The organism is Pseudoduganella flava (genome assembly GCF_007830495.1).
GTDB classification, from domain to species: domain Bacteria; phylum Pseudomonadota; class Gammaproteobacteria; order Burkholderiales; family Burkholderiaceae_D; genus Rugamonas; species Rugamonas flava.
The window spans coordinates 191,396-213,028 of record NZ_VLKW01000004.1; the positions used below are offsets into that span (position 1 = coordinate 191,396).

A 21,633-nucleotide genomic window follows, 5' to 3' on the forward strand; every position below is an offset into this window, starting at 1 on the left:
CCGAGTTACTTACTGAGATTGTCGCTGTTGGCGAGCAGCCGCTCGACCTTCAGCGCGTATTGTCCGTTCAGGACGCCGTACGTGCAATCGAGCACCGGCACGCCGTCCACGGTGGCTTCCACGGTTTCCGGAATGCTCAAAGGGATGATGTCGCCCACCTTCATGTTCAGGATATCGTCGAAGTTCACCTTCGCCGTGCCCAGTGTCGCCACCAGTTCCACTTCGGCGATCTGGATCTGCTGCGTCATCAGGCGGATCCAGCGCTTGTCCACTTCCAGCGCCTCACCCTGCAGCGACGACGTCAGCGCATCGCGGATCGGCTCGATCATCGAATACGGCATGCAGAAGTGGATCTGGCCCGACACCGAGCCCAGTTCCACCGTGAACGTCGACGCCACCACCACTTCGTTCGGCGTGGCGATGTTGGCGAACTGCGTGTTCATCTCCGAGCGGATGTATTCGAACTCGACCGGGAACACGGGTTCCCATGACTTCGTGTACGCCTCGAACACGATATCGAGGATGCGCAGGATGATGCGCTGCTCCGTCGCCGTGAAATCGCGGCCTTCGACGCGGGTGTGGAAGCGCCCGTCGCCGCCGAACAGGTTATCGACCAGCAGGAACACGAGGCCCGGATCGAACACCATCAGCGCCGTGCCGCGCAGAGGCTTCATGTGCACCAGGTTCAGGTTCGTCGGCACGACCAGGTTACGGATGAACTCGCTGTACTTCGATACGCGCACCGAACCGACCGACACCTCCGCGCTGCGGCGCAGGAAGTTGAACAGGCCGACCCGCAACAGGCGCGCGAAGCGCTCGTTGATGATCTCCAACGTCGGCATCCGGCCGCGCACGATGCGCTCCTGGGTTGCCAGGTTGTAGGTTCTGACTCCCGCGACTTCCTCGGGCGCGGCGACGTCGTCCTGGTCGCCGTTGACGCCCTTCAGAAGGGCATCGACTTCTTCCTGGGAGAGAAAGTTATCCGCCATGACTCGACTGAATGCTTATTGGATGATAAACGACGTAAACAATACTTCCGTGACTTCCTGTTCGTCACCCCGATCCTGGAACGGCTCGTTCACTTGCTCCAGGATCTCCTTGGCCAGGTGCTGCTTGCCTTCCGGCGTGTTGATTTCCGATGCTTTCTTGGAGGATAGCAGCAACAGGATGCGGCTGCGCACCTTTGGCATATTGTTCTTGATGACCTCGCTCTGCTCGGCATCCGGCACCTGCAGTGTGAATGCAAGCTGCAGGTATTGTTCGCCTTCTTCCGGCTGCAGGTTCACGGTAAACGGTTCGACCGGCACGTAGACGGGCGGGCCTTCGTCGTGCTTTTTCTTCTTTTTCTTCGTTTTCACTACTTCTTCCTCGTGGTCGCTGTCCGACGCATGCCCCTTCATCAGGAAGAACGCGGCAGCGCCGCCCCCGCCCAGCACGAGGATCAGCACGGCCACGAGGATGATGACCAGTTTTTTCTTGCCGCCACCGGCGGGCGCCGCTTCTGCCTTCGCGTCAGCTTTCATCTTTGGATTCGCTTTCAACTCTACCTTGCTGCTCGATACGAGCCGCCATTATGTCATTATCGGCACAGGCCGCGCGTCAGCATACACGGAACAGCGGGCGGAAGGTCCGCCAGCTCATCCGTTCGACGGTACGGAATCAGGCGAAGGTGTCGACCGCGCCCAGCACGGAGCGCCGGATCACGGGCTGCGGGGTGTCCTGCTGGCCGGCGTCGGCGCCATTGCCGAGGCCGCGGCCGCCGCCACTGGCGCGGCGGGCCTGTTCGGCAAACGCGTGCTGCTGGTCCTGCGTGCCGGCCGACACGGTGGCATTGCCCAGCTGGATGCCCGCTTCGCTCATCATTTCACGCAGCTTCGGCAGCGCGTTCTCGATGGCCTGGCGGGTTTCCGGCTGGTGCGCCGTGAAGGTGGCGCTGGCCGAATCGTTCGACACGTTCAGCACGACCTGCATGGGCCCCAGGTCCGGCGGGTTCAACGTCAGCGACGCGCTCTGGTCGCCGCCTGCCACCATCCACACGACTTTCTGGCCCAGCTGCTGTTCCCACGCATTCGAACCGACCCTGGCCTGCAGCTGGTTGGTGGCGACCATGTCCGCGGCCTGCACCGTGGCGGCCAGCGCCTGGGCGGACTGCGGCAGCACCGGTTGCGGCGCCGGCGCCGCGGAGGCAAGCTTGGCGGCGAAGGCCTCGGCCTTCTGGTTCGAGGTGAGCTTGATGCCTTCCTTGCTGTCGGCCAGCTTGCCGAGCCGTTCGGCGTCCGTTTTCTCGGTCAGCGCCTGTTGCAGCGTGGTCGTGCCGTCCGGCTTGCCCTTGGCGGCATGCGCGTCGGCAGCCAGGTCGGTGGCGGCCGGATCGACGGCGGCGCCTTTGCCGGCCGCATCCGTCTGCAGCGCGGCCAGCGCGGCCGCATCGGTGGCCGCGGCCGGGCGTGCCTCGGCCGGCGCCGCTTTCTCCGTGTTCAGGTGGTTGTACGCGGCCAGCATCGCCAGCATGCTGGCCATCGGATCGGCTGCGGCTGCCGCGGTGGCTTCATCCTGCGCTGCTTCCGTGTCCGCGTCGGCCGGCTTGGCGGTAGCAGCCGTGGCGTCGGCCGGGGTGGCTGTGTCGGTGGCCTGCGCCTGGGCATCCGCCGGTGCGGCGGCATCGTCAGCCTGCTGAGCTTGCTGGCCCTGGGCGGGCTTGGCCTGCTGGGCCGGCTTGGCGACCTGTTTCGACGGCTGCGGGTTCTTCGCGGCAGGCGCCGGCGCGGGTTCCGGCGCCGAGCACACGGGCGCACGGTCCATTTCGCGCGACAGCGCCTGCTTGAACTCGTCGTTGGCGGGCGCGGCGTTCTTCGGCGCCGGCTGGCTGTTGTTCAGTTGATTGAGCTGGATGGACTGGGTCTGCATGACGGCCTGTGAGATCGTGGGTTGAGGCGCGTTCAGCGCCGGAAGAAGGCCTGGCGCGACGCGTGCTCGTCCATCGCCTTCTGGTCGCGCTTGGCTTCCAGCTTCTGCTGTTTCGCCGCCTCGCGGTCACGCAAGGTCGAGTACGACATGCGCTTGCGTTCGGCGGCCTGCCACGTGGCTTTTTCCTGGTCACCGCGCTTTTGCGTGTGACGCAGCACTTCTTCCTGGCCATGGATCGCGCTGTCGAGCTTTTCCATGAAGGCCTGGAAATTGCGGTAAGCCATCGGCGTGATGCCGGCCTGTTGCGATGCCTGGAACTTGCGGCTGTACTCGTCCCGGTAACCGATCAGCATGTTCAGCTTTTCCTCCGCGTCGCTGACGGCTTTCAGGGCCGCGCCCAGGCGCTTGGCTGCGTCGTCCGTTTCGCGGCGCGCCAGGTCGATCAGGGTGTCAAGTTGGGATGTCGAGGCCATGATGCAAAATTATACGGAGTGCCCGGCAGTTCAATCAGTCGAACAGCGTGGCCAATTGCCCCAAGCTCTCGGGCATGTCGACCCGTTCCGTGATCCGTTGCTGCAGGAAGTGCTCGATGCGCTCGTGCAGCTTGATGGCCTGGTCCAGCGTCGGGTCGGTGCCCGGCGTGTAGGCGCCGACGGCGATCAGGTCGCGGCTGCGCTCGTAGCGCGAGAACAATTGCTTCAGGCGGCGGGCCTGGTTCTGGTGTTCGTGCGACGTGATCGAGTGCATCACCCGGCTGATCGACTGCTCGATGTCGATGGCGGGGTAGTGGCCGGCCTCGGCCAGGCGCCGGTTCAGCACGATGTGGCCGTCCAGGATCGCGCGCGCGGAATCGGCGATCGGGTCCTGCTGGTCGTCGCCTTCCGTCAGCACCGTGTAGAACGCCGTGATCGAGCCGCCGCCTTCCTCGCCGTTGCCCGAGCGTTCCACCAGCACCGGCAGCTTGGCGAACACGGACGGCGGATAGCCTTTGGTGGCGGGCGGTTCGCCGATGGCCAGCGCGATCTCGCGCTGTGCCATCGCGTAGCGCGTCAGCGAGTCCATGATCAAGAGCACGTTCTGGCCCTTGTCGCGGAAGTGCTCGGCAATGGCCGTCGAATAGGCGGCGCCCTGCATCCGCATCAGCGGCGGCGTGTCGGCCGGCGCGGCGACGACAACGGAGCGCGCCAGGCCTTCCTCGCCGAGGATGTGTTCGATGAACTCCTTGACTTCGCGGCCCCGTTCGCCGATCAGCCCGACGACGATGACGTCCGCCTCCGTGTAGCGCGCCATCATGCCGAGCAACACGGACTTGCCGACGCCGGAACCCGCGAACAGGCCCATCCGCTGGCCGCGGCCCACCGTCAGCATCGCATTGATGCAGCGTACACCCACGTCCAGCGTTTCGACGATCGGCGCCCGGCCCAGCGGGTTGGCGGGGCGCACGTTGATCGGTGCGGAATCGCTCGTGTGGATGGGGCCGAGCCCGTCCAGCGGCCGGCCGGCCGCATCGACGACGCGGCCCAGCAGCTCGATGCCGACCGGCAGCTGGCGCGCGCGGTCGCTGGTGCGGCGGCGCGGGTGCGTGACGGAGCCCGGCTTCGGGATCGATGGTTCGATGGGGAACACGCGCGTGCCCGGCACGATGCCTTCGACGTCGCTCTGCGGCATCAGAAACAGGCGGTCGCCCTCGAAGCCGACCACTTCGGCCTCGACCTTGCCGCCCGCCGGCAGCGGCACCGTGCAGGCGGCCCCGACGGCCAGGCGCAGGCCGACCGCTTCCATCACGAGGCCGGCCACGCGCGTGACGCGGCCGGACACCTGCATCGGCTCCACGAAATCGAGCAACGTGGCGCAATCGTTCAGATACGAGCGCCAGCGTTGCGCATGCTGCTCCGGTCCCTGTACCTGGGTATCCATTCGGGCTTACTCCAGCCAGTCGAGGTTCTTGCCGACGGCATGCGCCAGCCGCGCCCAGCGCGCCTGCACCTGCGCATCGATCTGGTTGCTCGGCGTATCGATCTTGCAGCCGCCCCGTTCGATCGACGCATCGTCGATGACGGACCAGCCGCCCTTGTCGAGCTCTTCGCCGATGGCGTTGCGCACGATCGCGGCATCCTCCGGATTGAGCATCAGCATCGCCGGCTTCTGCATCGACGGCAGGTAGGCGATCGCATCCTGCACGATCGGGATGATCAGTTCCGGGCGCGCCGGCAGCGCTTGCTTGAGCATGTTGCGGGCCAGGTGCAGCGCGAGGTCGAGCACGTCGTTCGCAACGAGCTGGTCCGCGCCACGCAGCGCCTCGGCGAAGTGGCCGGCCAGGTTGGCCAGCGGCGCCAGCGCGGCCTTCGTCGCTTCCTCGCCTTCGCGGATGGCTTCGTCCTCGCCGGCCCGGTGGCCCTGCTCGTAGCCTTCCTGGTAACCCTGCTGGCGGGCTTCCTCGCGGATCGCCGCGAGTTCCTCCTCGGTCGGATATTCCGGCGGGGGAGGGGTGTTCATCATTGCTTCGTACTCGGCCTGGCGCGCCGCCGCCTCGGCAGCGGCCGCCGCTTCGGCCCGTGCGCGCTCCTCGGCTTCGGCCCGCTCGCGCGCCGCCAGGGTGCTGGGCCGCATGTCACCAAACGATTTCAGCTCCCAGCGCTGGAACGCCGGTTGCGCATCTTTCGGAAAATTCGCCAAGTCCTTACCTCTCTACCTATGCCTGAGCTGGTCTCAAAACAACACCAGGGACAGTCCCCGGTTGAAAAAAACAACAGGAGACTGTCCCGGCGTGGCGTTTTGGTTGTTTTGCAACCTTGGGTAGTCCTTCCTGCTTTTGGATGATTGTTACACGAACGAGTCTTCGCCCTTGCCACCCAGGACGATCTGGCCTTCGTCGGCGAGGCGGCGCACGATCTGCAGGATCTGCTTCTGCTGCGTCTCCACCTCGGACAACCGCACCGGCCCTTTCGACTCCAGGTCCTCGCGCATCATCTCGCTGGCGCGGGCGGACATGTTCTTGAAGATCTTCTCGCGCAGCTCCTGCGACGCGCCCTTCAGCGCGATGATCAGCATCTCCGACTGCACTTCCCGCAGCAGCAGCTGGATGCCGCGGTCGTCGATGTCGATCAGGTTGTCGAACACGAACATCTCGTCCATGATCTGCTGCGCCATGTCGTTGTCGTAGTTCTTGATGTTCTCCATGACGGAATTTTCCTGCTCGCCGCTCATGAAGTTCAGGATCTCGGCCGCGGCACGCACGCCGCCCAGGGTGGACTTCTTGATGTTCTCGTTACCCGAGAGCAGTTTGGTCAGCACGTCGTTCAGCTCGCGCAGCGCGGCCGGCTGCACGCCGTCCAGCGTTGCGATCCGCAGCACCACGTCGTTGCGCAGGCGGTCTGTGAAGTATCCCAGAATCTCGCAAGCCTGGTCGCGCTCCAGGTGCACGAGGATCGTCGCGATGATCTGCGGGTGTTCGTTTCGGATCAGCTCGGCGACGGACGGCGAGTCCATCCACTTCAGGCTTTCGATGCCGGACGCGTCCTTGCCGCCCAGGATGCGCGACAGCAGCACGGACGCCTTGTCGTCGCCCAGCGCCTTGGTCAGCACCTGGCGGATGTACTCGTCCGAATCCAGGCCCACGGTGGAGGCGGCCGCTGTTTCGTCGCGGAAGTCGTCCAGCACGGAGACGACCTGCTCGTGCGGGATGCCCTTCATCGTGGCCATTGCCGCGCCCAGCTTCAGCACCTCGCGGGGGCCGAGGAACTTCATCACCTCGGCCGCCTCGGCCTCGCCCAGCGCCAGCATCAGGATCGCCGCTTTCTGCAGTCCGGTATTCTCAGTCATTGTTGCCTATCCATGCTTTGATCACGTTGGCGACGATCCGCGGATCCTCCGCAGCCAGTTTCTTCGCCAACGCGAGGTTGTCGCGGTACGTCCGCGCCGTTTTCTCGTCCAGTTCGGCCATCTGCTGCGCGAGCAGTTCCTCTTCCGTCGGGCCGGCCGGCTCCTCGACGATTTCCTCTTCGGGTTCAGGTTCCGGCGCATTGATCTCGTCGATTTTCTTGAACACGGGCCGCATCATCGGACGCACCACGCGCAGCACGATGTACAACAGGATCAGCGCCACGATCAGGAACTTCGCCAGTTCCTTCGCCATCGGCAGGTTGGCCGGATCGCGCCACCAGTCGAGCGCCGGCTCGGCCGGCTTGTCGATGCCGTCGAACGGCGCGTTCGCCACGCTGACGGAGTCGCCGCGGTCCTGGTTGTAGCCCATCGCTTCGCGCACCAGGCTGTTGATCTTGGCCATTTCCTCCGTCGTCAGCGGCTTCACGGTGACCTTGCCGTTCGCATCGACGATGCGCCGGTAGTTGACCACAACGCCGACCGTCATGCGCTTCAGGCCGGCGATGGCCTTCTGCTCGTAGCGCACGGTCTTGTCGACTTCGTAGTTGGTCGTCGATTCCTTGTGGCCCGGCTGGCCGGCCGTGCCCGTGCCGGCGGGCACGGTGCCCGGCGGCGGCGCTTCGCCCGGTGGCGTCGTCGCCAGCGGTGCGGTGGCCGTGCCGGGCGGCTGGTTCGACAGGGCGCCCGGCACGCCATTCGGATTGCCGTTAGCATTGCCGACCGTCTCGCTGCTTTGCTGGCTGCGGATCGCCGACGGGGCAGGGGACGAGTTCGGCTTGTACGATTCGGCGGCCTGTTCGACGGCGGAGAAGTCGACGTCGGCCACCGCTTCGGCGCGCACATTGCCTTCGCCGACGATCGGCTTGACGATGTTCTCGACCTGCTTGATGACCTGGTTCTGCAACTCCTGCACATACTTCAGCTGGGTCGCATCGAGGCTCTTGATCGCCGTCTTGCTGTCCTTGTTCTGGTCCGACAGCAGGTTGCCTTGCTGGTCGACGACGGTGACGTTGGCCGGCATCAGCTCCGGCACGGACGATGCCACCAGGTGCACGATCGCGCTGACCTGGCCCGGATCGATCGCGCGGTTCGGGTGCAGGGTCAGCACGACGGACGCCGTCGGCTTCTGCTGCTCGCGCACGAACACGGAAGGCTTCGGCATCGCCAGGTGCACGCGCGCGCTCTGCACGCTGCCGAGCGACTCGATCGACTTGGCCAGTTCGCCTTCCAGCGCGCGCTGGTAATTGACCTGTTCGAGGAACTGGGAAATGCCCAGCTTCTGGTTTTCCATCAGCTCGAAGCCGACGTTGCCGCCTTTCGGCAGCCCCTGCGATGCGAGACGCAGCCGCACGGTATGGACTTGCTCTTCCGGAATCAGGATCGCATTGCCGCCTTCGGAAAACTTGTACGGCACCTGCATCTGGTCCAGCGCGGCCGTGATGGCGCCGCCGTCGCGGTCCGAAAAGTTCGAGAACAGCACCTTGTACGACGGCTGCTTCTGCCACAGCCAGACGATCAAGATCAGCGCCAGGATGCCGGCCACGGCGGCGCCACGCACGATGTTCTTGCCCATCGGCGTCTTATAAAACGGAACTTTTTCCTCCGCCCCGGCGGGGGCGTCGATCTCGAGTTGTTCGGCGGCAGCTGCCATGGGTGATTTTCCGGGAACGTTAATGTCGTCCGTCACATTATCGAGTTGCGGCGCGTCATTCGATCCCTTGAATAGAAGCGCCTTTCCGGGCCTGCTCGAAGCTGCCGCTGGCGCCCGCACTGGTATTCTGCAAGGGTGACAAAAGGAACCGGCACCACGACCGGCTCCAGATGACTATTGTAGCGCGGCAAGGGCATGTTCCCTTCAGATCTGTTCCGCTACAGCAACAGAATGGAGTAAACGATGCGAACAGGCGGTATCGACAGCAGCCAGATCCAGGCGATGATCGCCCAGCTGCGGGCGGCGGCGACGCGCCCGGAAGCGGCGGTGCCGGCGATCCAGACGGAGCAGCCGGCCGCGAAGGTCGATTTCTCGAACGCGCTGAAGGGCGCGCTCGATTCGGTGGCGGAAAGCCAGAACAAGGCCGAAGCGCTGTCCAAGCGCTTCCAGATGGGCGACGACTCGGTGAACCTTTCGGACGTGATGATCTCGATGCAGAAAGCCAGCATCAACTTCCAGGCCACCGTGCAGGTGCGGAACAAGCTGGTGCAGGCTTATTCGGACATCATGAATATGCAGGTGTAAGGGGCTCGCCTGTCCCAGCCGCGGCCCTGCATGGCCGCGTCGTTCGGCAGGCGCGGAGCAGTGCTCCGCGAAACCCCTACCTCACCCTAATCCCGCAATCCGCGCATTCCGCTCCCGCTCCAGCTTCGTGATGTAGCGCTGCACGGCGGCGGCCGAGCCGCGGCCCATGTCGATGAACTGGCAGCCCAGCCGGCGGTTGGTCTTGTCGTTCAACATGGTCAGGTCGTGCGAGTTGCGGATTTGCAGGCCCGTCGTCACGTTGCCCAGGTCGGGCAGCTCGATCCGGCATTCCGGGTAGTTCCTGCCGATCGTGTCGCCCAGCACGAAGTGGTTGTCGATGATCGCGATGCCGCCGACGCTGATGTCGGCCAGCGGGAACACCGCGACGCCGTCGCCCAGTTCGGGCGGCAGCGGGATCGTCACACGCACGGGGTTCGTCAGCGGCGTCTGCATCCTGTAGAACTCGCGCCGCTGCAGGCGGATCACGCTGGCGGGCACGCGCATTTTCAGCGCCGGCTGACCCTGGTGCAGCGCCGGCTGCACCCGGTCCGCGGAGAAGAAGATGCGGATCTTGTCCAGCGACGTTTCAAACGACAGCGTAGCGCCGGCCAGCAGCCGCTGCACCTGTTCCTGATCCACAGGGCGGTCCAGCAGAACCGTGTCGGTGTCGCCGTCGACATCGAGGATAGCCGTGACCGCTACGGCGGCGCCGTCTTGCACGGCCATGCGGACGAGCTGTTTCTGGTCGGAGATATTGCGCAGCAGCGCAAGGACTTCACGGCGCGATCCCACCTCGTAATCGTGCCAGTTTTCCGCGTCCGCGTTGGAGATGAAGGGTTGCATCAGGGTTCGTCGCTTGAGGTGGTAGAGGTGGTGATGAGGTTGGCGGTGTCGGGCGGCGGCGGAGGCGCCTCTCCCGACTTTTTCGCCGATTCAATATGATAAAGCCAGGCCAACAGTTCGGCAATGACACGGTAGAGTGTGGGCGGGATCTGCCGGTCCAGGTCGATGTCCATCAGCAGCGACACCAGCTCCTTCGACTCGTGCACGTAGACGCCTGCCTCGGCCGCGACGGCGATGATCTGCTCGGCCACCAGGCCGCGCCCCTTGGCGACGACCTTCGGCGCCCCTGAGCCGTTCTTGTAGGCGAGGGCGACGGCGCTTTGCGGCGGCCGCTTCGGCAAGTCGTCACGCTGCATCGCCACCCTCGGCCGCCGGCGGTACCTGGGCCGCGATCGACAGCGACGACAGCGGCGCGCCCGCCGCGTCCAGCGCCTGTTGCAGCGCGCCGGACCAGGCCCGCAGCGTCTCGGCCGTCTCGTCCGTGTCAGACTGCATCGTCACGTGCACCTGGTCGCCGACCAGCGTGACGCTGGCCGCCACCTTGCCCAGCAGCGGAAACGCGAAGCGCACGCCGCTGCGCCAGACGGGCTTGTCCTCGCCCTCGTCGCGGCCGCCACGGGAGCGGCCTTCGTTCTCCTCGCGCTCGACGTCCCATTGCATCTTCTGGCCGGGCCATGCCTCGCCATGCCACTGCACCTTGCCCTGTTCCTGCGTGTGCAGCTGCAGGTTGACCATCTGCGCGGCCGACAGGTCAGGCCCGCCCAGCAGCCGGCCGAGCGGATCGGACTGGCCCTGGGTTGCCGGCATGCGCTGCATCTGCGGCTCGCGCGCCAGGTCCTGCAGGCTGCGCTTGCCTTCGGCCCATTCGGCCACGTGCGATTCGTAGAACAGGCCCGATTCGCCCAGCACGTTCTTCAGTGCCTGGCCGAGCCGTTCCGGTTCCGGCGCGCCGGCCGCCAGGAGCGGGCTCTTGCCTTGGATGATCACGGGCGCGCCGGGCGCGGAGTACGCCTGCGTCAGCGCGCTAGCGATCGCCCGCGCGGCCGGGCTCAGCGTGGCCTGGGCGGACTTGTTATCGAGGGTGGGGAGTTGGTCGGCGGGGACCAGCGGCGCCTTGTTCAGCAGCACGGCCGCGGCACTCATCGGCCGGGCCTGGGTGCCCTGGCTGGCCGCCGCGCCGGCCTCGCCGGGCGCCGTGTAGACGACCGCGGGCTGGGCCTGTTCGGTGCCGACCTGCAGCAGGGGCCGCGGCTGCGCAGCGACGACGTTCATCGGCACCGTCGTGCCGACCGCCGCGCCTTCGGGCAGCATCATGCGTGCATTGGTATCCGCCACGCGGACGAGGAAGCTGCCATCGGACATCTTGGCCAGCACCTCGCCCTGTACGGACTGGCCCACCAGCGGCTGCAATGCGCGCTGGAACGCGGCCTGGCGCGGGTCGGCGGCCGCTTGCCCGGCACCCGGCCCCAGCGGCCGCAGCCCGGGCGTATCGAGCCGCATCTGCACGGCTTACCGGCTCACACGCCGCCGTAGGCGTTGACGAGGCGGCGCTCGGTGCCGGTGCTGTTGATCAGCTTGGCCAGTTGCGCCATCCACGGTGTGATCAGGTCGCGCACCTTGCGGTCGTCGTCCAGCATCTGCTTGATCAGCGATGCCTTGCGCGCGCGCTGCTCGCCCTCGAGCCGCACCGTGCCTTCGGTGGCCTTCAGCACGGCCACGTGCGCCGTCACTTCCAGTTCCAGCGCCTGCAACTGCTCCCAGTCGGAAGCATTGGCGGCCGCGACCATCTTGCTGGTCAGCTCGCCCATCGTCGCATACACGGACAGCACGTCATGATTCGTCATCGTCATCTTTTATACACTCGCCAGGACGGGGGATTGTTTCTGGTTCGCCAGCGGAGCACCGCCGCCCGCGGGCTGCGCGTCGTCGCCGATCTGTTTCCACGTATCGCGCAGGTCGGTCAACAGGCCGCGCACCTCGTCCAGGATGTCGACCTGGTTTTGCAGGTTGGCAGTCAGCAGCCGCGCGCTCATGTACTCGTACAGCGCATCGAGGTTTTTCGCGATCTCGCCGCCGACTTCCTTGTCCAGGCTGGCGCGCAGGCCGTTGTCGATGATCTGGATCGCATGCGAGATGGCCTTGCCTTTGCCTTCGATATTGCCGGCCTTCATGTGGTTCGCCGCATTGATCAGCGCGACGATCGCGCCGTCGTACAGCATCACGATCAGCTTGTGCGGCGACGCCGCCGCGATGCCCGTTTCCAGGCCGACCTTGGCGTAGGCGTTGACGCCGCGTTGGGGGCTTCCGAACATGGTGGTTCTCCTTGTGTTGCTTTAGCTGTTGGCGGCCAGGGCTGCCAGTTGCTGGGTCAGGTAGCTGGACGTGGACTGCATGGTGGCGAGCGTCGCGTCCAATTTCGCATACTGTGCCCGATAGCGGGCTTCGATCGAGGTCAGCTTGTCGGCGAATGCCTCGCGCTGCTTGGCGATCGACTTGATCGAGCTGTTGATGCCGTCGGTGCGGCTGGTGATCGGGCCGGTCTTGCTGAGGAACGTCGTCGCCAGGTTGTTCAGCTGATAGGCGTAGCCCTGCGAGAAGCTGACCTGGCCGCGGTCGCCGACGGTGCCGCCGGTGATTTCGATCTTCAGGCCTTCGACGTCGGTGCCGCCCTTGCCGGTCAGCGTCTGGCCCGAGCCGACAACGGCGTGGCCGCCAAGCGTGCCGGCCACGTCCAGGCCTTCAACGGGAGTGGTGCCGCCGAAGATGTCCGCAATGTCGGTGCCCGTCAGTTTCGTCAGGCCGACGTTCGATGCGGAACCATATTTGGTGGACGACAGTACCAGCTTGCCGTCGCTGTCGATCGTCACGGCGACGCTGGCCGAACGTTTCGAGAACGCGGCCGTGCCGTTGATGGACGATTGCAAGACCTTGGCGAACTCCTCCGGCGTTTTGTACGTGCCCGCCGGGATCGTTACCGTCGCCGTATTGGTCGCCACCGGCGGCTTGCTGTCATTTAGCGTCAGGCCCCAGGTGGTGTCGGCGGCGATCGTGATCGGACCGGCCAGGGCCGCTGCACTGCTCAGGCTGCCTTGGGTCGCCATCTGGGTAATATTCAGGTCGTATTTGCCAGGCTTGGTGGCTGCCGTGGAACTGACGAAGCTGACCTGATTGTCGGTACTGGTACCGATTGCCGCGAACAGCCCAGCGATATCGTCGAAGTTGTTCTGGATGGCGCCGGCCAGCTTCGCGTCGTCCAGCTTCAACGTCCCGTCCTTGTCGAACGTGATGCCGATCTGGCCCAGCGTGGTGAGATTGCCGGACAGGCCGTTCACCGAGGCGCCAAGCATGCGCCGCACTTGCGACTGGACCGAACGCGCAGCGGCGTCGCCCTGCAGTGGGCCGGCGACCTTGGTTTCCGCATCGTAACCCGTCAGTTTTTTCAGGGACGAGTTCAGGTCGTTGTACGCCTTGACGAACGAGGTTACGCTGGTCTTCAGCGCGTTGGTATCCCGGTTCACGGACAGCGTCGTCGTGCCAAGCTGCTTGACGTTCATCGTCACGCCCTGGATCGCCTCGCTGACGCTGCTCGACGAGCTGCTGATAGCGATGCCGTTTACGGTCAGCTTGGTGTCCTGGGCCGCGGACGTCTGCTTCATGTTCTGCGCGCCTGCCGGGTCGTAGCCCAGCAGGTCCGCCAACGCCGTTTCCGCATCGCCGCCTTCGCTGCCGCTCAGCGAGATCTTCATCGAGCCCTTGTTGCCCGACGTGGCGGACGTCAGCACGAGGTGGTACGGCGTGCCGCTGCCGTCGTTGACGATACTGGCGGAAACGCCGATGCCAGCCTTGTTGATCGCGTCGCGGATGCCTTCGAGCGAGTTGTTGGTCGAATCGATTACGACCGAGCCGGAGGCGATCGTTGCATCCTGAGTGAACCCCCCCGACAGGTAGCTGCCGCCGGTGCCAGCCGTCAGGCCGGCGGCGGCGGGGTTGCTGCCGCCCACCGTGATCGGCGAACCATTGCTCGATGTAAGCGTGATGCTGCTCGCGATCTTCAGGCTGGATCCACCGTTCGCTTCCCCAGCCGCCTTGCCAATGCCGCCCTGCACCTCGCCAACGTCGCCAGTTACGACCTCATCGATGTTGAGGTTGGAGCCGTCCGCGCGCGTGAACTTCAGGTCCCCAGCTTCCGCAGTGCCCGTGACCGTAATACCCGCATTGGAGAGTGCCGTGCGAACGGGCGAGTTGACGCCGAGCGCCACGTCCAGCGATGTCGCGGTGATCTCTTCGCCCGGCGCCGTGTTCGCGTCCTGGGCGGCGATCTCGACTCCGCCAACGGAAAGCTTGTATGTGCCAGTGCCGGTCACGCTGACCGGGCCGAACCCGGCAAACAACGTGGCTGAGCTTTCCGCAGCCGTGGCGGTGGCCGTCACGCCCGTACTGGTGCTTTGTGCATTGATCGCCTCAGCCAGCGCGCGTGCGCTGTTGGTAGCGCTGCCGGTGGCGATAGCCTTGCCGTTGATCGTCAGCGATCCATTGCTGACGCCACCGGCAAGCGCCGTGCTGTCGAGGCTAGTGCCGTTCATGCCATAACTGCCGGCGGTGTTACCAAACTGGAAAAAGAGCGTGGTCTTGCTGCCGGTCCCGATCGCCGTTTTGCTGCTCGCGATCCCGTTCGTCGTCAGTGTCTGCGCCTGCGCCAGTTGAGTAACGTTGACCTGATAGTTCCCGGAGGCCGCCTTGCTGTTTGCCGTCGCGGAGAGCATGTCCGAATTGCCAGCGGTGGCCGTCAGCGCCTTGAATGTGCTGGCATTGGTCAACCCGCCCAGAGCGCTCTGGAACACGCCTACGGACCCGCTGAGCGATCCGTACGCGGACAGCGTCGCCTGGTAGGAAGCGGTTTTCTGATCAAACTTGGCGAGCGGCGCCTGCTCCACAGCCATGAGCTGTGAAACGATCGTGTTGACGTCCAGTACGCTGCCACTCGTAGTGATGGTTGCCACGGCTTTGCTCCTGAGAAAGCGATAATGTAGGTCATTATCGGCAGAATCAAACGGGACTTGAGAGGGGGAAAGAACGACCAGTTCGGTCGATGGTGCAAGGGATGGTAGCGCAAAGCGGTAGGCGCCGCCGCCCGGGACCGGGCGGCGGCGCAGTGGGACAACGCGTCAGGCTTGCTGACGGATGAGCAGGCCGGTGAACTTGTCCAGCGATTTGGCGATCTGCAATGCCTCCTCGGTGGGGATCTGGCGCACCACTTCCTTGGTGGCCAGGTCGACGACCTTGACGACGGTACGCTTGCTGTCCTCGTCGATGGAAAATTCCAGGCTTTGCGACTGCGCCTGCATCGATTCGTTCAGTTTGCCGATCGCATCCTTCAGCTCGTCCATCGACCCGGTCTCGGCCTTTGCCGTGACCGCTGCGGTGGTCTCGGTCGGCGTCGCGGGAGCGCGGCTCGCCGGCTGCGGCGCCGGCGCGCTGTCGGTGGCGCCGAGGCTCGGCCGCGGTCCGGCCAGCGACCCCAGGGTATCGATAGTCATGATGGGCTCCTGAAATGCAAAAAATTCCCCGACTGGAAATCCAGGCGGGGAATCGCTTTTAGCGAAGGACTACTGCGATTAACGCAGCAGGCTCAGCACGCCGTTCGGCAGCGAGTTCGCCTGGGCCAGCATCGCGGTACCGGCCTGCTGCAGGATTTGGCCGCGGGTCATGCTTGCGGTTTCTGCGGCGAAGTCGGTGTCGACGATACGGCTCTTCGACGCGGACAGGTTTTCCGTCGTTGCCGACAGGTTTGAGATCGCGGACGAGAAGCGGGACTGCAGTGCACCGTAGGCGGCGCGCTGGGTATTCACGGTCGCCAGTGCTGCGTCGGCGATCTTGATGGCCAGCTGGGAGCCTTCGAACGTGGTCACGTCCAGTTCCGAGACGGATTTCAGCTTCGATGCGCCGATGGTCGTGGCCGGAGCACCGGACGTCGCGTCACGGGCGCCGAGACCCAAGCCAGAGCCGGCGTCGGTGATCGAGAAGCTGGATTCCGAGTCGAACGTGACGCGGCCGTTGGCCGTCCACTTCTGCGCGGCGCCAACGTCGACACCCGTGTACGCCGTTGCCGAGTTGTTATCGTCGTCGGTCAGGCCGCCGGTCGCGTTGTACGTGTTCATCATCATCGCGCCAGCGGTCGCAGCCGACGTGTTTTCGATGGCGATGTCCGCACCGCTGGCGTGGGTCAGCTTGATGCCGCCGTTTTCCGAGTCGTACTGGGCGGTGATACCCGTCTTTGCCGATTGCGCGTTGATCGCGTTGATGCCGGCGGAGTAGTCGCTGGCGTTGCTGCCGTCGTTGGCCACCGAGAACGACACTTTCACGTCGCTGCCTGCGGCGGTGTTGTCGCCGGTCAGCTTGAACTCATACGAACCACCTTGCAGTTTCAGGTTGACGTCGGTACGTGCTTCTGCGGTGACGCCGGTGTTGCCGGTCTGCTTGTTGACAGCTGCGGCGATCGACTTAGCGGTATCCGTGCTCGTGCCGCCAGCGGTGCCCTGGGTCGTGTACGTGTACGAACCGCGCACGCCGGAAACCGTCACTGCGGTGCCGCCGACAACGCTGGACGTGCCGTCAGCCTTGATCGTGACTTGGCTGTTTTCCACGCGGTTGTTGCCGTAGGTGTTGGTCAGGAAGTTCGCGCCCGATGCCGAGATCAGCTGGTTGGCGTCGGCGCCAACCTGGAAATTCGCCGTACCCATCGTGCCGTCCAGCAGCGCCTGGCCGTTGAAGGTGGTGGTCTGGGCGATGCGATTCAGTTCCGACGACAGCTGGGTCACCTCGGTCTGCAGAGCCTGACGGTCCGAAGAGGAGTTGGTGCTGTTCGAGGACTGGACCGCCAGTTCGCGAATACGCTGCAGGATGTCGCCCGACGAAGACAGTGCGCCTTCAGCGGTTTGCGACAGCGACACGCCATCGTTCGCGTTGCGGGTCGCCTGGTTCATGCCGCGGATCTGGGCATTCATCCGATCCGAAATAGCCAGGCCTGCCGCGTCGTCCTTGGCGCTGTTGATACGCAGACCCGAGGACAGGCGTTGCAGGGATGTGGACAGTGCGGATTGCGACGAGGACAGGTTGCGCTGCGAGTTCAGGGATGCGACGTTGGTATTGATTACGGAAGCCATGGTAATACTCCAATGCTTGGTACTGCTGGTTTGGCGATTTGCTCTTCACGTTGGCCCGTCACGCTGTTCCGTGACGATCAAGCCGCTGTTGATTTGGGTTACGGTTTCCACAGAGGAACCTTGAGGGTATTTTTGTTAGGAAATTTTCGTGTTCGAGCCTACAGTTTCCATGTTGCTTGACGATAAGACGACAACTCAGCAGCAAACTTTAGGGTGGGAAAAGTAAAAAATTTCTGAATTTCAGGGCGTTTGATTAATAAATGCCAAATATTGTTAGAAAACGACGCGCCCATAAAAAAACTCCCCTGCCGATTGCCCGGCAGGGGAGTTGATACTTTTAAGGCAGCGAGGCTTAACGCAGCAGGCTCATCACGCCGTTCGGCAGCGAGTTCGCCTGGGCCAGCATCGCGGTGCCGGCTTGCTGCAGGATCTGGCCGCGAGTCATGCTGGCGGTCTCAGCTGCAAAGTCGGTGTCGACGATACGGCTCTTCGATGCCGACAGGTTTTCCGTCGTCGTCGACAGGTTCGAGATCGTCGAGGCGAAGCGGGACTGCAGGGCACCGAAAGCGGCGCGCTGTGTGTTCACGGCGGCCAGCGCGGCATCCGCAATCTTGATCGCCAACTGCGAACCTGCAAACGTGGTGACATCCACGTCGGACACCGACTTCAGCTTGGATGCGCCCACGGCGACGTCAGGCGCGCCCGTGGTGGCGTCGCGTGCGCCCAGGCCCAGGCCGCTACCGGCATCCGTGACCGAGAAGCTGCTCTCCGAGTCGAACGTGACGCGGCCGTTAGCCGTCCACTTCTGTGCGGCGCCCACATCGACACCCGGATAGGCCGTTGCCGAGTTGTTATCGTCGTCTGTTAGGCCGCCGGTTTCGTTATAGGTGTTCATCATCATCGCACCGGCAGCGGAAGCCGCAGTGTTCTCGATGGAGATGTCCGCACCGCTGGCGTGCGTCAATTTCATGCCGCCGTTTTCCGAGTCGTACTGAGCGGTGATGCCCGTCTTTGCCGATTGCGCATTGATCGCGTTGATCGCGGACGAGTAGTCGCTCGCGCTGGAACCGTCGTTAGCGACCGAGAACGACACCTTCACGTCGGCGCCCGCCGCCGTGTTGTCGCCCGTCAGTTTGAACTCGAAGGAGCCGCCCTGCAGTTTCAGGTTGACGTCGGTACGCGCTTCCGCCGTCACGCCGGTGTTGCCGGTCTGCTTGTTGACCGCCGCAGCGATCGATTTCGCGGTGTCCTTGCTCGGGGTGCTGGCTTCCGTCGTGTAGGTGTACGAACCGCGCACACCGGAAACGACGACCGTCTGGCCGCCGACGACGCTGGACGTGCCGTCGGCCTTGATAGCGACCTGGCTGTTTTCGACCCGGTTGTCGCCGTACGTGTTCGTCAGGAAGTTCGCACCCGAAGCCGAGATCAGCTGGTTTGCATCGGCACCGACCTGGAAGTTCGCGGTACCCATCGTGCCGTCCAGCAGTGCCTGGCCGTTGAAGGTGGTGGTCTGGGCGATACGGTTCAGTTCCGACGACAGTTGGCTCACCTCGGTCTGCAGTGCCTGACGGTCAGAAGCCGAGTTGGTGCTGTTCGACGACTGCACAGCCAGTTCGCGGATACGCTGCAGGATGTCGCCGGAGGAAGCCAGGGCGCCTTCAGCCGTTTGCGCCAGCGAGACACCGTCGTTCGCGTTACGGCCAGCTTGGGTCATACCACGGATTTGAGAATTCATGCGATCCGAAATCGCCAGGCCTGCGGCGTCGTCCTTCGCGCTGTTGATGCGCAGACCGGAAGACAGGCGTTGCAGGGAGGTGGACAGGGCGCCCTGGGAACCGGCCAGGTTACGTTGCGAGTTCAGGGAAGCGATGTTGGTGTTGATGACGGAAGCCATGGTAATTCTCCAAAACGGGTACTGCTATTTCGGCGATTTGCTCTGTCCACTTTGGCCCGCCACGCTGTCCTGTGACGCTCAAGCCGCTGTTGTTTTGGGTAACGGTGTCCGTACGGGAACCTTTAGGGATTTTTTTGCGGTAAATTTTGCCTTACGGCCCTAAAGTGGAGGGTGCAGCGGGCGCTCTGTCGGCAGGGTTTTTCGGTTCTTTAGGGAGAATAGAGGGGATTTTTGCCCTTATTTCGGGGCTTTGACAGGGGCACTTTTGCTCAGCCGTGAGGGTGGGGCGACGATGTTTCGCTCACCTCTGATGAAAAAAAGGGCGCCGAAGCGCCCATTGGTCGACTAATGCTCAGTAGATCATCGTCACATCGCAAAGTCCAGCTGGCTTCCGACCACGACGACTTCGGTAGCCGATGCCGCGATGCGGGCACCCGAGAACGCCGCCATCAATTCGTCCACGGTATGGTTGATGCCGTCGCTGAACTGGATAGCATTGATTGCGTAGCTCGGCCCGGCAAAGTGACTCATGACCGTTACTTGATCGGAGGTGCCGTACGCGATCACCAGGTTATTCGCTACTTTCGTCATCGACCTTACCTGATTGAACTGGATGTCTTCGAACACCAGCGACTCGAAACGCCCCGCCGTCGGGTCGATTGCATTGATCGTATCGACGCCCGAACCCAACTGCAGTACGTAGACGTCGTCGCCGGCGGTACCGGCAAGCGTGTCGTTGCCCGCGCCGCCGTACATCGTATCGTTGTCGGCACCGCCATTGACCGAGTCGTTGCCATCGCCGCCCAGCAGCAAGTCGTTGCCAGCCTCGCCGAAAAGATAATCGCTGTCGCTTTCGCCTGACAGCTGATCGTCGCCAGCGCCGCCCAGCAGCGAGTCCAGCCCGACGCCGCCAATCAATTCGTCTGCACCCGCACCGCCATTCAGGGTGTCATTGCCGATTTCGCCGTACAGTCGATCGGCGCCGCCATTGCCGCTGAGGCTATCGTTGCCTGCGCCGCCCATGGCAATTTCGTCGAATGCGGAGAATGTCATGTTGTCGTTGGCAGTGGTCAGCGCAATGACGTAGTTGTGGAGGATATCTTGCGTGCTCCAAGTCGCATCGGCGAAATGCACGGTATCGAATACTCCGTTGACGCCAAAGAATCCGGAGATCGTCACCTTGTCGGCGGCAGTGTAATTCACGATCAGGTTAGAACCAACTCGTTGCAGCGATGACAGGGACGATGCGGCGATGTCTTCAAAAACGAGCGTTTTTACTCGCCCGGCCGTGTTGTCCGCACAGTTCAGGATGTCCTGTCCATCGCCGGAGCGGAACACCACAGTATCGTTGCCCAGGCCCGCCACAATGCTGTCATCGCCCGCGCCGCCGTCCAGCCAGTCATCGCCGTTTTCGCCCATCAGCGTGTCGTTGCCGATTCCGCCGTACAGGCTGTCGTTGCCGGCCCCGCCGGTGAGGCCGTCGTTACCGGCTTCGCCATAGACCGCATCGTCACCACCGAATGTCAGCACTGTGTCGTTACCCGCGCCGCTGAGTACGGTTTCGGCCATATTGTATGTGAAACTAGCTTTGTCATCTGCATCGGATAAGTGGATCGGATAGCGGGTGTACAGATCGGCCATCGACAGGGTTTGGCCGTCGCTGAATTGTAGGTGTGTAATGACGCTATTTGCGTAACCGAACTGCTGCTTGATCGTGATCTCGTCGGCATCGCCATAACGCAAGATCAGATCTCCACCTCGATATGTCACCGCAGTCAAGCCATCCGACGCAACGTCTTCGAATCTGATCATGTCGACGTGGCCGGCCGTCGTGTCTGTTGCGGAGATGGTGTCGCTGCCATCACCCTTGCGGAAGACTAAAACGTCATTCCCGGCGTCGCCGGAAAGAATGTCATTGCCCGTTCCTCCAGTCAGCGTATCGTTGCCAGTTCCTCCGCTGAGAGCATCATTTCCGCTCCCCATGTCGATCAGGTCATTGCCCGCACCGGCGGAGATGTGTTCCGACAGATCGGACGGGCCAAGGACATCGTCCGCATCTGTCAGTGATATACCGTAGTTCTCGAAGAGGGCCTGCATCGGAATGTAGACTTCTTCCGATGTCGAAAGGAATTTGTACATCCTGAGCGCGGTGATCTGGTGTTCCGCGCCGAGGTATGCGTCTTTCAAGGTGAACGATTGATCCGTTCCCCATTTGACGATCAGGTCGTTTCCGAGGCGCTGGAAAAGGGTCAACTTCGAAGCGTCCACGCCCTTCAGATAGACGATATCGTTCTTATTCGGATCCGTATCGAAGTTATCAATGATATCTTTCCCCGAGTTAGGGCCGAGTAGGTATAGGTCGTCGCCATTGCCTCCCACCAATGTGTCCGGTCCAAGCAGACCCTCTAAGGTGTCGTTACCGCTGCCGCCAATCAGCAGCTGTGCACCCGTGGTCCCGGTGAGGTAATCATTACCGCCAAGCCCGTCGATAGTATCCGACGTACTGAGTACATCATTCCCCTCGGTCGGCACCCCCGTAGCAAGGGCGGCAAATTGCGAAGACGCGGCGAGGGTAGTACGTGCGTTAGCCATGCAAGGTCCTTTCTTTCATTAACTGAAGAAGCGTTGTCGCGCTATCCGGCGCGGTCGGTACTGCTTGCAGAGCCGAGGTGAGCACCTCGGATAAAGGAGGGCGCCAGTCTGGCCGG

General features: G+C 63.5%; 19 protein-coding genes. 1 reads left to right on the forward strand and 18 read right to left on the reverse strand.

The features are described 5' to 3' along the window. Positions 1-5: 5 nt before the first annotated feature. From fliM to fliF, 8 genes are all read right to left on the reverse strand, one after another. Positions 6-989 (reverse strand): flagellar motor switch protein FliM, encoded by a 984-nt coding sequence (gene fliM, locus IP92_RS12550; RefSeq protein WP_145875259.1) that lies wholly within the window; start codon positions 987-989, stop codon positions 6-8. A 15-nt stretch (positions 990-1,004) separates the two neighbouring features. After that, the gene (gene fliL / locus IP92_RS12555) at positions 1,005-1,523 is read right to left on the reverse strand and encodes a flagellar basal body-associated protein FliL (RefSeq protein ID WP_145875261.1); all 519 of its coding nucleotides are present in this window, start codon (positions 1,521-1,523) and stop codon (positions 1,005-1,007) included. 136 nt (positions 1,524-1,659) lie between these two features. Beyond that, positions 1,660-2,907, reverse strand: coding sequence for a flagellar hook-length control protein FliK (locus tag IP92_RS12560; RefSeq protein ID WP_145875263.1), 1,248 nt, complete (start codon positions 2,905-2,907; stop codon positions 1,660-1,662). A 32-nt stretch (positions 2,908-2,939) separates the two neighbouring features. Beyond that, complete coding sequence (gene fliJ / locus IP92_RS12565) at positions 2,940-3,380, reverse strand: flagellar export protein FliJ (RefSeq protein WP_145875266.1); 441 nt, start codon at positions 3,378-3,380, stop codon at positions 2,940-2,942. Positions 3,381-3,414: 34 nt separating this feature from the next. Continuing rightward, complete coding sequence (fliI, locus tag IP92_RS12570; RefSeq protein ID WP_145875268.1) at positions 3,415-4,824, reverse strand: flagellar protein export ATPase FliI; 1,410 nt, start codon at positions 4,822-4,824, stop codon at positions 3,415-3,417. 6 nt (positions 4,825-4,830) lie between these two features. Further along, positions 4,831-5,517: a flagellar assembly protein FliH gene (locus IP92_RS12575; RefSeq protein WP_145875270.1), complete on the reverse strand. Its 687-nt coding sequence runs from the start codon at positions 5,515-5,517 to the stop codon at positions 4,831-4,833. Between the two features lie 213 nt (positions 5,518-5,730). Beyond that, on the reverse strand, positions 5,731-6,729 hold the full coding sequence (fliG, locus tag IP92_RS12580) for a flagellar motor switch protein FliG (RefSeq protein WP_145875273.1): 999 nt from the start codon (positions 6,727-6,729) through the stop codon (positions 5,731-5,733). Further along, entirely contained in the window at positions 6,722-8,440 is a 1,719-nt protein-coding gene (fliF, locus tag IP92_RS12585; RefSeq protein ID WP_145875275.1) for a flagellar basal-body MS-ring/collar protein FliF, read from the reverse strand. The genes fliG and fliF overlap by 8 nt, the downstream gene beginning before the upstream one ends. A 243-nt stretch (positions 8,441-8,683) precedes the next feature. Between fliF and fliE the strand changes: the two genes are divergently transcribed. Further along, positions 8,684-9,025 carry a flagellar hook-basal body complex protein FliE gene (gene fliE / locus IP92_RS12590; protein WP_145875277.1) on the forward strand — a complete coding sequence of 114 codons (342 nt, stop codon included), beginning with the start codon at positions 8,684-8,686 and terminating at the stop codon, positions 9,023-9,025. Between the two features lie 81 nt (positions 9,026-9,106). Here the strand turns inward: fliE and IP92_RS12595 are convergent, their stop codons facing one another. From IP92_RS12595 to IP92_RS12640, 10 genes are all read right to left on the reverse strand, one after another. Beyond that, entirely contained in the window at positions 9,107-9,868 is a 762-nt protein-coding gene (locus tag IP92_RS12595) for a flagellar brake protein (protein WP_145875279.1), read from the reverse strand. Continuing rightward, positions 9,868-10,224 (reverse strand): EscU/YscU/HrcU family type III secretion system export apparatus switch protein, encoded by a 357-nt coding sequence (locus tag IP92_RS12600; RefSeq protein ID WP_145875281.1) that lies wholly within the window; start codon positions 10,222-10,224, stop codon positions 9,868-9,870. The genes IP92_RS12595 and IP92_RS12600 overlap by 1 nt, the downstream gene beginning before the upstream one ends. Next, positions 10,214-11,368 carry a flagellar hook-length control protein FliK gene (gene fliK / locus IP92_RS12605; RefSeq protein WP_145875283.1) on the reverse strand — a complete coding sequence of 385 codons (1,155 nt, stop codon included), beginning with the start codon at positions 11,366-11,368 and terminating at the stop codon, positions 10,214-10,216. Before fliK ends, IP92_RS12600 begins: the two co-directional genes overlap by 11 nt. A 17-nt stretch (positions 11,369-11,385) precedes the next feature. Further along, positions 11,386-11,712, reverse strand: a complete 327-nt coding sequence (locus tag IP92_RS12610) for a flagellar protein FliT (protein WP_229418743.1) — start codon at positions 11,710-11,712, stop codon at positions 11,386-11,388. Positions 11,713-11,721: 9 nt separating this feature from the next. Then, complete coding sequence (gene fliS / locus IP92_RS12615) at positions 11,722-12,180, reverse strand: flagellar export chaperone FliS (protein ID WP_145875285.1); 459 nt, start codon at positions 12,178-12,180, stop codon at positions 11,722-11,724. Positions 12,181-12,201: 21 nt separating this feature from the next. After that, positions 12,202-14,868, reverse strand: a complete 2,667-nt coding sequence (fliD, locus tag IP92_RS12620; protein WP_229418744.1) for a flagellar filament capping protein FliD — start codon at positions 14,866-14,868, stop codon at positions 12,202-12,204. A gap of 165 nt (positions 14,869-15,033) precedes the next feature. Continuing rightward, positions 15,034-15,405, reverse strand: coding sequence for a flagellar protein FlaG (locus IP92_RS12625; protein ID WP_145875287.1), 372 nt, complete (start codon positions 15,403-15,405; stop codon positions 15,034-15,036). Positions 15,406-15,483: 78 nt separating this feature from the next. Further along, the gene (locus IP92_RS12630) at positions 15,484-17,031 is read right to left on the reverse strand and encodes a flagellin N-terminal helical domain-containing protein (protein WP_145875290.1); all 1,548 of its coding nucleotides are present in this window, start codon (positions 17,029-17,031) and stop codon (positions 15,484-15,486) included. A 352-nt stretch (positions 17,032-17,383) separates the two neighbouring features. After that, on the reverse strand, positions 17,384-18,925 hold the full coding sequence (locus tag IP92_RS12635) for a flagellin N-terminal helical domain-containing protein (protein ID WP_145875293.1): 1,542 nt from the start codon (positions 18,923-18,925) through the stop codon (positions 17,384-17,386). 366 nt (positions 18,926-19,291) lie between these two features. Beyond that, positions 19,292-21,517, reverse strand: a complete 2,226-nt coding sequence (locus IP92_RS12640; protein ID WP_145875295.1) for a calcium-binding protein — start codon at positions 21,515-21,517, stop codon at positions 19,292-19,294. Positions 21,518-21,633: the final 116 nt, after the last annotated feature.

Bases quoted from the DNA above. Each gene is read 5' to 3' on its own strand.
- fliM (WP_145875259.1), bottom strand. From the start codon at position 989: ATGGCGGATAACTTTCTCTCCCAGGAAGAAGTCGATGCCCTTCTGAAG.
- fliL (WP_145875261.1), bottom strand. From the start codon at position 1,523: ATGAAAGCTGACGCGAAGGCAGAAGCGGCGCCCGCCGGTGGCGGCAAG.
- IP92_RS12560 (WP_145875263.1), bottom strand. From the start codon at position 2,907: ATGCAGACCCAGTCCATCCAGCTCAATCAACTGAACAACAGCCAGCCG.
- fliJ (WP_145875266.1), bottom strand. From the start codon at position 3,380: ATGGCCTCGACATCCCAACTTGACACCCTGATCGACCTGGCGCGCCGC.
- fliI (WP_145875268.1), bottom strand. From the start codon at position 4,824: ATGGATACCCAGGTACAGGGACCGGAGCAGCATGCGCAACGCTGGCGC.
- IP92_RS12575 (WP_145875270.1), bottom strand. From the start codon at position 5,517: ATGCGGCCCAGCACCCTGGCGGCGCGCGAGCGGGCCGAAGCCGAGGAG.
- fliG (WP_145875273.1), bottom strand. From the start codon at position 6,729: ATGACTGAGAATACCGGACTGCAGAAAGCGGCGATCCTGATGCTGGCG.
- fliF (WP_145875275.1), bottom strand. From the start codon at position 8,440: ATGGCAGCTGCCGCCGAACAACTCGAGATCGACGCCCCCGCCGGGGCG.
- fliE (WP_145875277.1), top strand. From the start codon at position 8,684: ATGCGAACAGGCGGTATCGACAGCAGCCAGATCCAGGCGATGATCGCC.
- IP92_RS12595 (WP_145875279.1), bottom strand. From the start codon at position 9,868: ATGCAACCCTTCATCTCCAACGCGGACGCGGAAAACTGGCACGATTAC.
- IP92_RS12600 (WP_145875281.1), bottom strand. From the start codon at position 10,224: ATGCAGCGTGACGACTTGCCGAAGCGGCCGCCGCAAAGCGCCGTCGCC.
- fliK (WP_145875283.1), bottom strand. From the start codon at position 11,368: ATGCGGCTCGATACGCCCGGGCTGCGGCCGCTGGGGCCGGGTGCCGGG.
- IP92_RS12610 (WP_229418743.1), bottom strand. From the start codon at position 11,712: ATGACGAATCATGACGTGCTGTCCGTGTATGCGACGATGGGCGAGCTG.
- fliS (WP_145875285.1), bottom strand. From the start codon at position 12,180: ATGTTCGGAAGCCCCCAACGCGGCGTCAACGCCTACGCCAAGGTCGGC.
- IP92_RS12625 (WP_145875287.1), bottom strand. From the start codon at position 15,405: ATGACTATCGATACCCTGGGGTCGCTGGCCGGACCGCGGCCGAGCCTC.
- IP92_RS12630 (WP_145875290.1), bottom strand. From the start codon at position 17,031: ATGGCTTCCGTAATCAATACCAACGTCGCATCCCTGAACTCGCAGCGC.
- IP92_RS12635 (WP_145875293.1), bottom strand. From the start codon at position 18,925: ATGGCTTCCGTCATCAACACCAACATCGCTTCCCTGAACTCGCAACGT.
- IP92_RS12640 (WP_145875295.1), bottom strand. From the start codon at position 21,517: ATGGCTAACGCACGTACTACCCTCGCCGCGTCTTCGCAATTTGCCGCC.